At 42.8% G+C, this 15,917-nt stretch carries 12 protein-coding genes; all 12 read left to right on the forward strand.

Going from position 1 to position 15,917, the window contains the following annotated elements; all coding sequences use genetic code 11:
• Positions 1–44: 44 nt before the first annotated feature.
• The 12 genes from VST71_03385 (at position 45) to VST71_03440 (ending at position 15,526) form a co-directional block, all read left to right on the forward strand.
• Positions 45–2,873 (forward strand): glycosyltransferase, encoded by a 2,829-nt coding sequence (locus VST71_03385; GenBank protein MEC4684760.1) that lies wholly within the window; start codon positions 45–47, stop codon positions 2,871–2,873.
• Positions 2,874–2,894: 21 nt separating this feature from the next.
• Positions 2,895–4,847, forward strand: coding sequence for a methyltransferase domain-containing protein (locus VST71_03390; GenBank protein MEC4684761.1), 1,953 nt, complete (start codon positions 2,895–2,897; stop codon positions 4,845–4,847).
• A gap of 23 nt (positions 4,848–4,870) precedes the next feature.
• Positions 4,871–6,652 (forward strand): glycosyltransferase, encoded by a 1,782-nt coding sequence (locus VST71_03395; GenBank protein ID MEC4684762.1) that lies wholly within the window; start codon positions 4,871–4,873, stop codon positions 6,650–6,652.
• Positions 6,653–6,715: 63 nt separating this feature from the next.
• Positions 6,716–8,413 (forward strand): glycosyltransferase family 9 protein, encoded by a 1,698-nt coding sequence (locus tag VST71_03400; GenBank protein MEC4684763.1) that lies wholly within the window; start codon positions 6,716–6,718, stop codon positions 8,411–8,413.
• A 90-nt stretch (positions 8,414–8,503) separates the two neighbouring features.
• A complete protein-coding gene (locus tag VST71_03405) occupies positions 8,504–8,935 on the forward strand; it encodes a hypothetical protein (GenBank protein ID MEC4684764.1) in 432 nt (143 codons plus the stop codon).
• Between the two features lie 359 nt (positions 8,936–9,294).
• Entirely contained in the window at positions 9,295–9,519 is a 225-nt protein-coding gene (locus tag VST71_03410; protein MEC4684765.1) for a hypothetical protein, read from the forward strand.
• Entirely contained in the window at positions 9,500–10,102 is a 603-nt protein-coding gene (locus tag VST71_03415; GenBank protein ID MEC4684766.1) for a response regulator, read from the forward strand. The genes VST71_03410 and VST71_03415 overlap by 20 nt, the downstream gene beginning before the upstream one ends.
• Positions 10,077–11,549 carry an HD domain-containing phosphohydrolase gene (locus VST71_03420; protein MEC4684767.1) on the forward strand — a complete coding sequence of 491 codons (1,473 nt, stop codon included), beginning with the start codon at positions 10,077–10,079 and terminating at the stop codon, positions 11,547–11,549. Before VST71_03415 ends, VST71_03420 begins: the two co-directional genes overlap by 26 nt.
• The gene (locus VST71_03425; protein MEC4684768.1) at positions 11,549–12,313 is read left to right on the forward strand and encodes a PilZ domain-containing protein; all 765 of its coding nucleotides are present in this window, start codon (positions 11,549–11,551) and stop codon (positions 12,311–12,313) included. Before VST71_03420 ends, VST71_03425 begins: the two co-directional genes overlap by 1 nt.
• A gap of 3 nt (positions 12,314–12,316) precedes the next feature.
• Complete coding sequence (locus VST71_03430) at positions 12,317–13,063, forward strand: flagellar motor protein (GenBank protein MEC4684769.1); 747 nt, start codon at positions 12,317–12,319, stop codon at positions 13,061–13,063.
• Between the two features lie 17 nt (positions 13,064–13,080).
• The gene (locus VST71_03435; GenBank protein ID MEC4684770.1) at positions 13,081–13,764 is read left to right on the forward strand and encodes an OmpA family protein; all 684 of its coding nucleotides are present in this window, start codon (positions 13,081–13,083) and stop codon (positions 13,762–13,764) included.
• 229 nt (positions 13,765–13,993) lie between these two features.
• Entirely contained in the window at positions 13,994–15,526 is a 1,533-nt protein-coding gene (locus VST71_03440; GenBank protein MEC4684771.1) for an ATP-binding protein, read from the forward strand.
• Positions 15,527–15,917: the final 391 nt, after the last annotated feature.

Consider the following 15,917-nt stretch of genomic DNA (forward strand, 5'->3'; position numbering starts at 1 on the left):
AGAATGATTCATTTAATACTGAAAATATAAGTAAGGATGCCATTATGTTTCGTAAAAAAGAAGGTGAAGAGAAGCGGAAGATAGATGAAAGTATACTGTCTCAAAATCCAAAACAAAAAACAAGTCATTCTAAAACATTATTGGATGATAACACAAGAAAATATAGCGGCAAAGACAAATTTAATGTGGGATACATCGTATGTGATCCCCCTGATTCAGTCTGTCCCACTATCAGGGTCCTAAGTCCATTAGGAAAGTTAAGCGATAAGATATTTGTGGACCGGTCTATTATGCAGGAAGGAAATAAATTTCTTGTAAGGAAAGATAATTTATACAAGGCAGATATCATCCTTATCCAGAGAACTGCGTTCCTTGATAGATCAATCGCTGAACTCAAGAGTCCTTGCAGAAAGATTATCTATGAGATAGATGACCTTCTGATAGAAGTACCTGCAAGCAATCCTAATAGAAGTGTTTTTGAAGGATTCCAGAACAAGATAATCGATGCAATAAAAGGGGCTGATGCAGTGACGGTTTCAACCAATGCCTTAAAGGAACGGCTTTCGGTCTATAACAGGAATATTTATGTATTACCGAATTATATAGATATTGAGATATGGGGAGGCAAGGTTAGTAATCCTGCTGTCAATAAGGACAAGTTAGTAATTGCATTTATTGGGACGCCAACCCATCAGGAGGATATAAGCATGATTACCCCTGCCATAAAGAAGGTCATAGGGGAGTATGGGGATAAGGTAATGTTTAGATTCTTTGGATGTATTACCAAAGAGCTTCTGCAGCTTAAGGGAGTTGAGTTTGTTAGTGATCTCATTCCGGATTACAGGGCATTCGCCCGCTACATGAAGAGCCTCAATATAGATATTGCTCTTGCCCCTCTTGTGAATAATAGTTTTAATGAATGTAAAAGTAACATTAAGTTTCTGGAGTACTCAATCTGCAGTATCCCCGGTATTTATTCCAGAATAACGCCATATGCAAGCTCAATTACGGATGGTAAAACAGGAGTTCTTTGTGACGATGACCAAGGTAATTGGTACAAAGCAATGGTGAAACTTATAGAAAATGAGGAGCTTAGGAGACAGATAGCCGAATGTGCACATGGGGAGGTTTTGGAGAAATACACGTTGGAGGCTAACGCGTACAGGTGGTACGATTTTTATAGAACTCTTATAGAAGAAAACACTCACAGAATTTCTGTAATAACAACTAAAAAAGGCAACCTCTCACTGAGAGTAACCTGTGAGGACGGTTCAATAAAGACACTCCATAGCCTCTATGACCCTGAGGCCGAGGCAAGGAGTATTGTTGATGCCTTCCAGTTTGACGGCAGTGGGATCCTGGTGGTCCTTGGGCTGGGGCTGGGTTATCACCTGAAAGAGTTAGTGCAGAGGTTTCCGGAGGCTGAGATTGTGGTGGTAGAGGCTATGCCGGAGATTTATGAAATGGCTATGCAACACGGTATGATATCCGGCCTTGAGGGGAGAATCGAGTTTGTGGTTGGTTTTGCTGTAGACGAGGCGATTAGCAAGATTACAAGTCAACAGATGAAACTCGGAATGGTCTCTCTGTCGGTCTTTTCTTTATCTTCGACCGTATCTGCTTTTCAGGATTACTATTCCCCTATTCTTACTGTGTTGCGGAATACAATGAATGTAAAGCTGTGGGACAGGCTGCGATATCCCAAATTCAGGGAAGATGTTTGCAGTGTTGCCCTGATAGACTTTGGTTATTTTCTGACCCGTGAGATAGAAGCTGCACTTAGGAGCGTTGGCCACAGGGTTATAAAAGTGCCGGTAAGCAGGGAAGAGAGTGGTGAGGTTATTGTATCCGGGCTGATTAAGAAGATTTACGAGTTTAAGCCTGATTTTATCATTACCATAAATCATTTGGGTCTGGATGAGGATGGGGTATTGACATCCTTTCTGGAATCAATAGAGATGCCCGTGGCATCGTGGTATGTGGACAGTCCCAACCTTATTGTCAGGGCCTTTGACCGGAATGTATCTCCTTATGTCTCTCTCTTTTTGTGGGACAGGGGGTACATAAAAGATCTGGAGGATGTGGGGTTTGAGTCAGTAACATACCTTCCTCTTGCCACAGATGAAACGGTCTTCAAGTCCATAAAAAAGAGGAAAAGACCTGATCATTATCAGTGTGATGTCTCCTTTGTTGGCAACTCCAGGGTGGTGCCGGCTTTGGAAAGTTTGGAAAAGATCCCGGGCGGACTTTATCCCCTTGTTGAGAAGATGGCATTGCTTTTGAGTTCAACGAGGATGCCTTTTGATGCGGTGCTGGCAACTCTTGAAAAGAAAGAGCTGAGTCTTCTTGATCCCCTGTCGGTTCAGGAAAGGCTTGACTTTGAGGCCGCCATACTCTGGAGGGCAACATTGATTTACCGCCTTTCGTGTATCAAGACTCTTAAGGATTTTCACCCCCGAATCCGTGGAGACGAGGCCTGGAAGAAGCTTTTAGGTAATGGCTACACGTTTGGAGCTCCATTGAACTACTATAATGAGCTGCCTGCTTTCTACAATGCCAGTAAGATAAATTTTAATGCCACAAGCCTTCAGATGTTAGATGCTGTAAATCAGAGGGTTTTTGATGTCCCGGCGTGTGGTGCTTTTCTATTGACAGACCATCAGGACTCAATTGAGGAACTGTTTGATGTCGGCAAAGAGATTGTTGTTTACAGGAGCAGGGATGAGATACCGGAACTGGTGAGGTTTTATCTCCGCAACCCGAAAGAAAGAGAAAATATCGCTCGAAGGGGCAGAGAGAGGATTCTCAAAGAACACACTTACAGGCACAGGCTCGATACCATAATTCAGAATATGAAAAACAGATATGGATGATAACAGCTGAGGAGTGAGCGAGTGAAACCCGGGATACTTACATTTAACTGGCACGAATCCTATATACACCTTCTTGCCAGGACAGGCTATTATTTTGATGTGGTTGAAAAGTGGAAGGGGGGCAGGTTTGGCTGGATAGAGGAGTTCCGTCCTGTTCCTCCTAACTGCCGTCTTGTATCTGAAGATGAGGCAAAGGCAGGGCTTAATGCCGGAGCTTATGCCAGGATTATTGCCCACAATATTAATGACCTTATCTCTGTCAACGAGTGGACAATACCGAAAATCTTAATCTTTCATAATAAACTCTCCACTGAGATCGCACTTGGTGGCAACACCGTAAATAGAGAGGCATATCTCGAAAATGTCCGTCAATTAATTGATTCAACCAAAAATCTGATCCTGGTCTTTATCTCGAAGGCAAAGATGGAAGACTGGGGAATGAAAGGAGAAATAATCCTTCCAGGTGTTGACACTGCTGAATATGGTAGCTGGAGGGGAGATGCACATAAGGTATTGAGGGTTGGAAATTTCCTGATGGAGCGGGATATAATCCTCGGTTATTCCGTACAGAACAGACTTCTGAAGGGGCTTCCCTCTATAGTACTTGGTCTTAATCCAAATATAGCTGATTCATATGTGCCGAAGAGTTGGGAGGAGTTCAAGGATTTTATGAGGAGTCACAGGGTTTATCTGAATGCCACCGGACACCCTTACGAAGATGGATATAATCTTGCGGCGCTTGAAGCAATGGCAACGGGGATGCCTGTTGTCTCCATTGCAAATCCTTCATCTCCGATTGAAGACGGTATTAACGGCTATGTATCTTCAGATGAGGCTTATCTGCGAGGCAGGATAGAGGAGTTGTTAAAAAACGGGTCACTGGCAGAATCCCTTGGCGAAAGGGCAAGAGAAACAGTTATGGACAAATTCCCGATAGAGAGTTTTGTTAAAGAGTGGAAAAGGATTTTGGGTAACCCAATTTATAATTTTAAAGACAACAGGCACGACAGCACAAAGGATAATGCTGAAGGGGTAGGGGGAGAGACACTTTCCATGACTGATATAAGTAAAAACGATTATTTTCGCCAGGAGAGAAGGGACGTGGAGACTCTTATTCCCAGCGGAGCAAAGAGAATTCTGGATGTGGGTTGTGGAGAGGGTATCCTTGGCAGAAGGCTTTTGGAGAAGGGGGCAAGTGAAGTAGTCGGTATAGAGATTTCTCCGCATGTGTGCAAAAGGGCTGAAAAGAATCTGGCAGGGGTCATATGTGCAGATATAGAAGAAATTGATCTTCCATTTGATGAGGGATATTTTGACTGTGTGATTCTGGCTGACATACTGGAGCATCTGAGAGCCCCCTTGTCCACATTAAAAAAACTGAAGAAACACCTTTCTGATTCAGGGGTTATTGTGGCGAGTATCCCGAATGTCAGATACCATGGCATTATAAATATGCTGGTTGAAGGACACTGGAAGTATGAAGACCATGGTATTCTTGATAAAACCCATCTGAGATTTTTTACCAGGAAGGAAATAGAGAGACTCTTTGCAGAGGCAGGTTTCGAGATAACAGGGATAACCGCCAATATTGACCCTGCATATAATTCGCTGAGCGACCCCTTTTCAGGAGAGATATCCTTTGGCAGGGTCTCTTTGAGGGGGCTTACCCCCGAGGAGTTGAAGGACCTCTTTGTATTTCAATATCTGATAAAGGTGCAGAAGGCAGGGGTTGAGGTTCGGAGGTTGAACGATGCTGTAAAGACTGCCATTGAAGCAGAGAATCCTGACAAGGCAAAGAAGGTGCTTGAAGAGCATCTATCTCTTCACCCGGCTGATACGGATGTCCTTTTCAGGTATGCAGAAGTGTGCTTCAAGCTTGGGTTGGTGGATAAGGCCAGAGAGAGTCTTGAAAAAATACTTATATTTGAGCCTGATAGAGAGGATGCTTTGGGGCTGAGAAGGACTATAAAATAGGCTTATGAGGAGTAAAGCTGATTTTGATTTTTGAAAAAAACATAGAAGCTCTCAGAATAATAAAGTCTGAACTTGCAGAGGTCATCATCAGGACCCGAAGGGATAATGACTTGCATATATTAACCACAAGAAACGGCATGCCTTCTATAAAGGCAGGCAATGTCACGCTACACAGTCGTTACAACCCTCTAAAAGAATCAGAATCTTGGGTTGAACATCACAGAGAAAAAATTGAGAAGTCATCTCTAATCTGTGTCCTTGGTTTTGGTTTGGGGTATCACATCCTGCAACTCTGCGAGACCACACCGGCGGATATAGTCGTTTTTGAGCCGAGGGTGGACATTCTGAAGGCAGCCTTTGAGCTTATGGATTTAACCCCTGTTCTTTCGAGAATCAGGTTTGTTGCCGGTGATGAAATACCACGGTTAAAGAAAGGTTTCCTTGTTTTGGAACATAAACCTTCAGTGAACCTGAACCCTGAACATTTTGAGAAGATTCGTTCAAGGTTGAATGTTTTTAAAGATATCAAAAAAGGTTTGAAGATTATGGTAGTCGGTCCTGTTTATGGTGGTTCCCTCCCCATTGCCGGCTACTGTGCCAATGCCCTGAGTAACCTTGGTAATGAGGTTGATTTTGTGGACAACAGCAGATATAAGGATGTTTTTCTATCCATTGACAGTATCACTGATGATAAGGCGCATCAGTACCGGTTGAGGGAGATGTTTGTCAGCTTTGTGTCAGAGGCTGTAATTGCAAGGTGTTTAGAGATTAAACCCGATCTTGTCTTCGCCCTTGCCCAAGCCCCTTTAACCGAAGCTTCACTTCAGAAACTCAGGGAGAATAAAATCCCGACCGCCTTCTGGTTTGTTGAAGACTTTATGGTGATGGATTACTGGCAGAGGGTTGCCCCTTTTTATGATTATTTTTTTACCATTCAGAAGGGACAGTTTTTTGAGACTTTGAAAGGTATTGGTGTGAAGAAGTTTTCCTGTCTCCCCCTTGCCGCCTCTATGGATGTTCATAAGAAAACAGAGCCGTCAGGAGATGAGTTAAAGATATGCGGAAGTGATGTTTCTTTTGTTGGTGCAGGATACTATAACAGGAGAAAGTTCTTTGAGGGGCTGCTCGATTTTGACTTCAAGATATGGGGGAATGAATGGAACCTGAACTCCCCCCTTGGAAGATGTATTCAGAGGTCGGGTGAACGGATAGATACAGAGGATATAGTGAAAATATTCAGTGCATCAAAGATTAACGTAAACCTCCATTCCTCAGCATACCATGAGGGAGTTAACCCTTATGGTGACTTTGTAAATCCAAGAACCTTTGAGATTGCAGCATGTGAAGGATTTCAGCTTGTTGACGCCCGGTCCGAAATACAGGAACTCTTCAAGGTCGGAGAAGAGATAGTCTGTTTTGAAGACCTGAGCGACCTGAGGTATAAAATCAGATATTACCTCAACAATCCCGATGAGAGGAAGGCAATAGCCAGGAAGGCTATGGAGCGTGTTAGGAAGGATCATACTTACGAACTCAGGATGGAGGAGATGCTTGACCTTATCTCCTCAATGGGATATGACTTCCCGCCGTGGCATTCAGAAGGTGAGGTTGTTGAAGAACTTATTGATGCTGCCGGAATGGAAACAGAGCTTGGCAGATATTTGGCACGATTCACGGATAAGGGCAAAGTAGGACTTGACGACATTGTGGAAGATATAAGAGCAGGCGAAGGGGCCCTTTCAGATGTTGAAAAGATTTTTTTGCTGATGGATTCAATACAACAACAGTATGCAGTTAAGAAGTAGTAACTCTGTGTCTCTGTGGTTGTATTATCTACAGAAAAATCGGTTAAAAAAAGGACATGAGCTATGAAGGATGTGCTTATAGTTAATCTTACCAGGATGGGAGACCTTGTTCAGACCACCCCTGTGATGACCGGTCTTAAGGACAGGTATCCGGGAATAAGGATAACCCTTCTTGTAAACTCTGCTTTTTTAGAAATATGCAGGTATGTACCACATGCAGATAGAGTTTTTATCCTTGATATCAATAAGGTTCTGCAAGGGTTAAAGAGGAGAGACCCGGTCGGCACGTTCCGCTATGTAGAGGATATTCTCTGTAAAATTAATGATATCCGGTACGACCTTGTCATAAACTTCACCCATTCTCCTTCAAGCGCTGTTTTAACATCCCTTTTCAAGACAAAAGAAGTAAGAGGTCTGAGTATGGACAATGAGGGCTTTACTGTTAAAAGGCACCCATGGATAAGGTATTTTTTTAATGTAATGCCGGGGAGAGATTACAACCCGTTTCATTTATGTGATATCTATTTGAAGGCAGGTGGTGTAACTCCAAAAGGGCAGGGCCTGCATCTTGATATTCCTCCTGATGCAGAGCAAAGGGCAGACAGTATCCTGACAGAGAGAGGAGTTAATAGAGGAGATATACTTGTAGGCCTCCAGCTTGGGGCAAGTGCAGAGGACAAGAGATGGCCTGTTGCCCGTTTTGCGGAGTTGGCAGACAGATTGGTTAAGGTTTTTGGTCTGAAAATCCTCCTTACCGGTTCTGTTAAAGAGGTGCATTACGGGAAGGAATTTGAGGCCGTTGCCGGGACAAAGCCGTTGAATTTGATCGGCAGGACGGACTTGGGGGACCTTGTTGCCTTATTAAAGAGATGTAATCTTTTTATAAGTAATGACACGGGCCCTTTGCATATAGCTACGGCTGTTGGAACCAGGACAATAAATATTTCCTTGGCATCCGTACACTTCAGGGAAACAGGTCCTTATGGTGAAGGTCATTACGTGGTGGGGGCTGAGTTGCCTTGCAGTCCATGCGGTTTTAACTCAAGCTGTAAGGATATGGTTTGCAAGAGGGTGATAAATGCAGCCAATGTCTTTGAACTTTCAAAAGAAGTGTTATTAGAAGGTGATTTGACCTCAATTGAAGATTCTGCTGCATGGGAGAATGTTCAGGTCTATAAATCATATTTTGAGAAAGACGGATTCATTGATTATATGCCTTTAATAAAGGGACGGCCATTAAGAAAGGCTTTGCTTTTTGCACATATATACAGACAAACATGGTTGAAAATACTGGATCGGGAATATTCATGCAATTCCGACAGTATCTGCCGGCATTTTGTGGATAAATTATCTGACCGGTATGATATGAATTCAGTCAATATTTCTACTCTGATCGAAGACGAACTTAATGTCCTGAGAAGACTGAAGGAACTCTCGGATAGTGCCTTTTCAATTATATCAATCATGGATAGAGAGGCAAAAAAATCTTCACCGGACGTTGAGTTAATTAAAAAAATATGGAGGGGAGTTCCTCCCCTTGATCAGGAGATTGAAACCATCGGATATACCTGTCCGGCCCTGAAACCTTTAACCACTATCTTTAAATACGAGAAAGAGGAACTCGAGGAGGAAGACATTGCTGTTCTGTCCGAAGATGCCTGTAGAATCTATAATGACCTTAGTCTTCATACATCGATGCTGATTCAATTTCTCCAATCGCTGATCTCAAACTTTGCAAAGCAACACGTTTGCGTTAAATGAAGCAGTTGGGGTTTAGAATCAATGATATGGAATATGAATTATCAGAAAATACCTGAGGTATTCTTGACTCAGTATAAAAAGGAGAAGATAATGGGAAGCGAAGATATGAAAAAAGATGTGGATCTGGTGAATGCAATACAGAAAGGTATTACAGAAGCCGATGAAATCGTTACTGAAATAGGGGACAGGCTGCTGGATTGTGTCAATCTTCTCAGGACCGAACAGTCCGACAGGGTTTTTACGGCACTTTCAGAAGGGATAAAGAACCTTAACCACTTAATGGACTTTATCCGGGAAGTCAAGAAGGGTGTAGAGCATCTCAGGCTCAAAGGATATGACATATCGATGGAGCCGTTTGCGTGCTGGGATAATTCCCTTGATATCTTCAGGGAAATGCTCTCAGCTTTTGAGACCAGGGACTGGGTAACTCTATCAGACCTTATTCAATACGAACTGCCACCTCTTTTTGAGGAGGGCAAAATAGGTTTGTCTGAAATAAGGGAGAGATTACAGGAGATTTAAGCCCGCAGAATTTTTTTCTAAAGTTTTTTGAAAATTGTCCGATATATATCTATCAGCCACGAATGAGACGAAAAATATAAATTGGGGTAATGGAGTACCTTTTTTTCTGGATTTGGGAGAATGGATTTTTTATATTTTTTACTGCTATATTTTTAAGTTACTTCTTCCCTCCCTCCTCCTTAACTCCATTACTCCAATATTGTATTTGTCTTTTACGAACCATCTGTTGTGTAAATTAAAATGTCTTTCAACGCCTGCCTGATACTCCCGATATAAGGTTCTATTAAAGTTCTCTGCAAAATGGCCGATATAAAGAATTAGGGAGAAGTTTTTTCAGTTGTGGACGCAGGGAGGTAAAGATGACAATATTGCCATCGCAGATTAACGATATGCTCAGGCTTTATTCAAAGTTTTCGAGTGCAGATGATTCTTTGCTTGATGAGACATCCCCTCCTGTAAATGAACCAGAAGATATTGTTGACATCTCCACAGAGGCAAAGAAGCGGGAGATTCAGGACCAGACAAAGATGGAGGTAATGAAAAAAATTAAGGAGACCGGCCTCGTTGGAAAAGAGAGAGTTTAAGATACTAATCATTGACGATGATGAAATAGCCAGGGATGTAGTTGTCAGCCTTCTTTCCAGAGAAGGCTTCTCGGTTCATTCAGCCTGCGACGGCATTGAGGGAATCAGGGCACTAAAGTTGGACCTTTATAGTCTTATAATAACCGACCTGAGGATGCCCGGTGCTGACGGTTTTGAGGTCTTGAAGGCTGCCTGCAACCTTAATCCAAAGGCGGCAGTAGTTATCCTGACGGCATATGGGACACTTGACAATGCGATTGAGGCTATAAAGTTTGGTGCATATGACTACATTACGAAACCATTTAAACTCCAGGAGATAATTATTGTAGTGGAAAATGCCCTTAAGAGGGCTGAACTGATAGAAGAGAACGAGGAGCTCAGGCTTCATCTGCGTAATACTTACAGGGATATGGAGATGATAAATACTGTAAAAAGGCTTGCCGCTCCTGATGTAACAATGAATTTTCTGGAGAGACTTGCACGACTCAGACAGATGGATATTATTAATGAAGGTGATGTTGAGATATTAAAGGAAAAACTGCTTTTAGGAGCTGTGAATGCCACGAGTTCTGATAGTAGATGATGACCAGTCGATAAGGAGCGTCCTTTCAGATATGGTAAAGGCTGCTGGTCCCTACCAGACGGATATTGCCATGGATGGCCTGGAGGGAATTGAGAAGGTAAGGCATGATGAGTACGATATAATCTTTACAGATATTAAAATGCCCCGGATGGGAGGCCTTGAATTCATGCAGGAAGTAAGGAAGCAAAATCCAATGATACCCGTTGTAGTAATTACTGCTTATTCCTATCTTGAAACGGCAATATCGGCTATGAAGCAGGGGGCAGCTGACTTTATTACCAAACCGTTTACTTTTGATGATATAAGGCATATTCTAAGCAAGGTGATCCGCGAGAGAGAACTGATTAAGAGTTTTGCCGGTAATGGTAATAAGGATGCAGTAGTTGAAACACTTAATTCAGAACTTTACAAGAGACTCCAGGAGATAAATACGCTTTTTACCCTCAGTATAGAGCTTGATGAGATAAAGGAAAATTCGAGCATATTTAACAGAATCGTTTCCATGATTGCGAGGCTGCTGAAAGCAAAGAGGGTTGCTCTCGGACTGCTTGAAGATGGAAGTATCGAAAGCCGTTATACGATAGGTATAGCACATATAGAGAAGCTTCTCTTGAAGGGGTCAATATATGAGGATGCCATCAGGAACAAGACACATATTGTCCTTGAGGTTGGCCAGAAAAATCCTTTCAGTGGATATCCGCTTGACTCGGAGTTTCTTATCATTCCCCTTATACTTAACAATGAAGTGTTGGGATTCCTGAGTATAACTGATAAGACCGATGGTTATAAATTTGCCGATGAAGAAATTAATCTCGCTCTAACTCTTACACACAAGGCATGCCTCAGGCTTGAGAACAATGCACTTTATGAAATAACATACAATAATCTTATCAATACATTGAAGACCCTTATCTTGACGGTAGAGGCCAGGGATTCCTATACAAAACAGCATTCCGAAAGGGTAACGAAGCTGTCTCTTGAGATTGCAGATGAGATAGACTGTACTCAGGCGGAAAGGGATGCAATAAAATTTGCGGGCTATTTACATGACATTGGAAAGATTGGGGTCAGAGATATCGTCCTGTTAAAACCAGGAGGACTGACAGATGAAGAGTTTGAAGAGATAAAGAAACACCCTGTAATAGGTGATAATATTGTATCCCCACTCGGTTCCTTTCCTCTCGAGAGACTGTTGATAAGGCACCATCATGAGCGATTTGATGGTCATGGTTATCCTGACGGCCTTCAGGGAGAGGAGATTCCCCTCATTGCGAGAATTTTATCAGTTGCCGACACCTATGATTCCATGACTACAACGAGGCCTTACAGAAAAGGGGTGGATCACAAGACAGCGATAGGTGAAATAAAGAGCTGTTCCAGCTCCCAGTTTGACCCCGTAGTAGTAAAGGCCTTTATGTCAACATCTACAGGACGGGGAGGCAGCTAATGAGTATTGAGCCTGGCAGGGATGTTCATATCAGGACAAGGGATGGTATCAATTGTTTTAATGCCAGGGTTACAGAGGGAAATGGAGTAAACTACCGTCTTTGCTCTGATTGCGAGGTAAGTGGCTTGAAAGGGCAGAAAGTCTTGATATGTCAGGGTAATACCGAAACAATGGCCATAGTGAAGGATGTAAAGGGGAACGAGCTTTTCCTTGAAGTTCCAGATGATCTTTATGAGGAGGAGAGGAGGTCTTTTTTTAGGGTCGATGATGCATTTCCCGTAAAGATAAAAAGGGTTGGTAATTTATCCGTGCGTTCATCAGGATTTCTTTTTCCGCCTTCAGATAAGAAAGTAGATGAAATCGGGACAGGATTGCAGGATAGCGGTCTTGTCCCGCTCTTGCAGGAGATTAACAATAAACTCGACTTTCTGTTAAATACCCTTGTGCTTAAAGAGGCGGGGGCGTTGAACGAGGAGGCCAGTGCTGTAAATATCTCTGCATCAGGGATAAGATTTGAGATTGATGAGGAGTTTGAGCTCGGAGATGTTGTGGAACTCAAAATGCTCCTCCCTTCTTATCCACCAATGGCAGTCCAGGCTTTTGGTGAGGTTACAAGAGTGAAAGTGCTTGAAAGGGAGGGAAGAAAGGCATATGATACTGCAATCGAGTTTGCAGAAATGACAGATGAGGTCAGGGAAGAGATAATCCGGTACACCCTGAGAAGACAGAGAGAGATTATCAGGAAACAAAGGAAAGACGGATAATGTATGGAGAAAGCAAGTTTAATAGGGATTGCACTTGGTGTCTCAGCGCTTGTGGGAGGTACTCTGCTGGAGGGCGGGAATATAACATTTATTCTACAGCCGGCAGCAGCACTCATAGTTTTTGGCGGTACACTTGGGGCAACTCTGCTGAGTTTTACACTTCGGGATGTTCTGTTTGCACTTGGATCACTTAAAGAAGTTTTTTTCAAAAATGAAGACCCCGCTTACGATGCCTGTATAAATCAGATCATATCACTTGCACACCTGTCAAGAAAAAAGGGACTTGTTGCGATCGAACCCCATCTTATGGATATAAATGACCCTTTTTTCCGAAAAACAATTTCCCTTGCAATTGATGGAATCAGTCCAAGACTACTGCGTGAAACCCTGGAGGAAGAGAATTTAACCTTTGAGGATTTCAGGCTGAGGCAATCAAGGGTCTTTGAGACTGCAGGTGGTTTTGCCCCGACAATAGGGATTATAGGTGCGGTAATCGGTCTGATTCACGTGATGCAGAACCTCGCTGAGCCTGCAAAATTGGGACAGGGGATTGCTGTTGCCTTTGTTGCAACCGTGTATGGTGTGGGGGTGGCTAATCTCCTGCTTTTACCCATATCAAAAAAACTGAAAAACAGCCTGATGAGGGAGATTAAATTCAGGACCATGATAGTGGAAGCGGTTATCGGCATCCAGTCAGGTATTAATCCGCATTATCTCAGGGAGAAACTACTTGCCTTTGTTGAGAAGTGAAGAGAGGAGGGCCTGTTATGAGAAGAAAAAGGATTGAGGATAATGACAGTCCGGACAGATGGGTTGTATCATATGCTGATTTTATAACCCTCCTTTTTGCCCTGTTTACCACCCTTTATGCTATAAGTGTTGTAGATACGCAGAAGCTTGGCAAATTCGTAAATTCTCTGAATTCTGCTTTGGGAACAGAAACCTTGGGTCAGAGCGGTACCGTAATTCCCGAGTTGGGCAAGCCTTCGCAGATTTCCGAAAGGATTGAGTATGAGCTGAGGGGGGTTGTTGGTTCTTTCAGCAGGGACCTGAATGTCCGGAGGGATGAAAGGGGTGTAATTGTCTCCCTTGGTGAGGGCTCCATTTTCGCCCCTGGTTCTGTAGAGATAAAAGAGTCGTCACTAAAAGTGCTGGCAGAATTGTCTTTAATTCTCAAAGGGATATCAAACAAGGTGTTAATAGAAGGACATACGGATAATCTGCCGGTCAGAACTTCCCGTTACAGGTCAAACTGGGAAATCTCAACCATGCGTGCTGTTTCGGTATTGAGACTCTTTATAGAAAAATTTGGTCTGCCCCCCGAGAGATTCATTGTTGCCGGTTATGGCAAATATAAGCCACTCAGGGAAAATACCACTCCTGAGGGCAGGGCAAAAAACAGACGTGTTGATATAGTAATTCTGACAGATCGGGAAGCAAAGATGTTATAATAAGATAAAATCAAAACTCTTCAGAAAATTGTGTGGGGAATAACTAAAGCAGAATAACCCTCCCCTAAAGCATTCGGGGTATCCTTTCCGGGAGAAAAATTCCCGACTTTCACCCTTCGTAATACTACGGAGAACAGGAGCGGGAATGAAACAACATGAGCAATAATTTGTGACGCTGTGTATAGAGAAATTCAGATTTGACAATAAAATCCAAAAAATATAGAGGCAGATGATGGAGTTCAACGAAAGGCTTTTACTGATAAATTCTCTTATTAAAGAGATAAACCGGGACCTCAGTGTTGACCATGCCATCAATATCCTGGTTAAGGGGGGGATGAAGCTTCTTTCCGTAGATGCCGGAGTTTTTGCACTTATTGACGGTGATAAGCTTAGATGCATGAGTCAGAGCAATATTGAATTTGATGGAGAAATGTTATGCTCCGATTTTGGTCTTCAGGTTGAAAAGACAACAGTTATAAGAGACATTAAAAAACATCCTGACCTGTGTGAAAAGTTACAGCGATATGAAGTGAAGAGCCTCATCTGTACGCCGGTGAATATTATGACTGACAAAAAGGGGGTGCTCTTCCTCGCCTCCTTTACAGAGAGAGAGTTTGCAGAGCCTGATATAAACTCCCTCGAGATTTTTCTGGATGCCGGCGTATCTACCATAAAAAACAGCTTTCTTTTCGACCTGATCTCAAAGAGTCAGAAACTCTGGCAGGAGACTTTTGATGCAATCTCTGATTATGTCTTTGTTGTAGACGATGATTTCAGGATAATAAAGTGTAACATTGCCTTTGCAGAGAGCTGTGGTCTGCATCCGCGAAAGATTATCGGCAGGAGCTGTTTTGATTTACAGGCCAAGCTTTCTCCCAAATTCTGCATAGAGGCTCTGTACAAAAACAGAAAGGCCTACACTGAGGAGATTACCTGTGATGGCAAGGTTTTCCTTGTCAGTGGTTTTCATGTAACACTACCTGATGGAAAGAATGCAACTGTTCATATCCTTAAAGACATAACAGAGATGCGGAGATTGAAAGAGCAACTTTACCATGCAGATAAACTTACATCCCTTGGGCTTCTGGTTTCAGGCGTGGCTCATGAGTTGAATAATCCCCTTACAGGTATACTTGGCTATTCTGAACTTTTAACTATGAAGACAGAAGATGAGGGGTTAAAGAAAGAGCTCGGCAAGATATACTCTGCTGCAGAGCGGTGTAAGAAGATAGTGGAGAATTTACTTACATTTTCAAGGCAGAGTCCCCCTGAGAGGTCATATATCCGGATGGATGAACTCATTGACAGTGCAATTGAGCTCAGGTCTTACTGGCTTCGGTCAAATGGTTTCCAGATTGTAAGGGATTATCATGATCTGCCGATTGTGTCCATTGATCCACAACAGATACAGCAGGTAATAATGAATATTCTTGTAAATGCAGAGTATGCTGTGCTTAACTCCGGCAAGGAGGAAAAGCTTATCTCTTTGCATACTCATTACGACAGGGACAGAGGGATGATTGTAATAAAAATATCCGACAATGGCATGGGGATATCAGAGGATACACTCATGAGGATATTTGATCCCTTTTTTACCACAAAGCCGGTAAATAAGGGATCAGGTCTGGGGCTTTCAATATCTCACGGTATAGTGAAAGAGCATAATGGGAATATATGGGCTGAAGGGACGTTAGGTGAAGGGGCGACCTTTATTATCGAGCTTCCGGCTGGAAAAGAAGGCTTTTCTGCAGTTCTTGACTAATTCCATCCATATTCAGGATTCCGTCATCTGTCTTGACATTAAGGGCAAGGCTAAGTATAAAATAGTAACTGTTTTTGCCCGCACTCCAGAATATATAATTGGGGAAAAGCTCTTTTCCGACTTATATCGCCTTTACAGGTGTTTTTATTTAGAATTACGCATTGCCGGATTTTAAAGGAGAATAACTATATGAACACCAAAACGATGATCAACAAAGCCGGTATTTGTATGGTTTGCTTGTCCATGGAGATAGCGGAATGAAGAAACCCTGGGCTGGAAGGTTTAAAGAGAAGACTGCCGGTAGTGTCGAGGCATTTACTGAGTCCATATCCTTTGACTGGAGGCTCTGGCCTTACGACATTCAGGGCAGTATTGCACATGCACGGATGCT

The sequence above is a fragment of the Nitrospirota bacterium genome (assembly GCA_035873375.1).
Lineage (GTDB): Bacteria > Nitrospirota > Thermodesulfovibrionia > Thermodesulfovibrionales > JdFR-85 > BMS3Bbin07.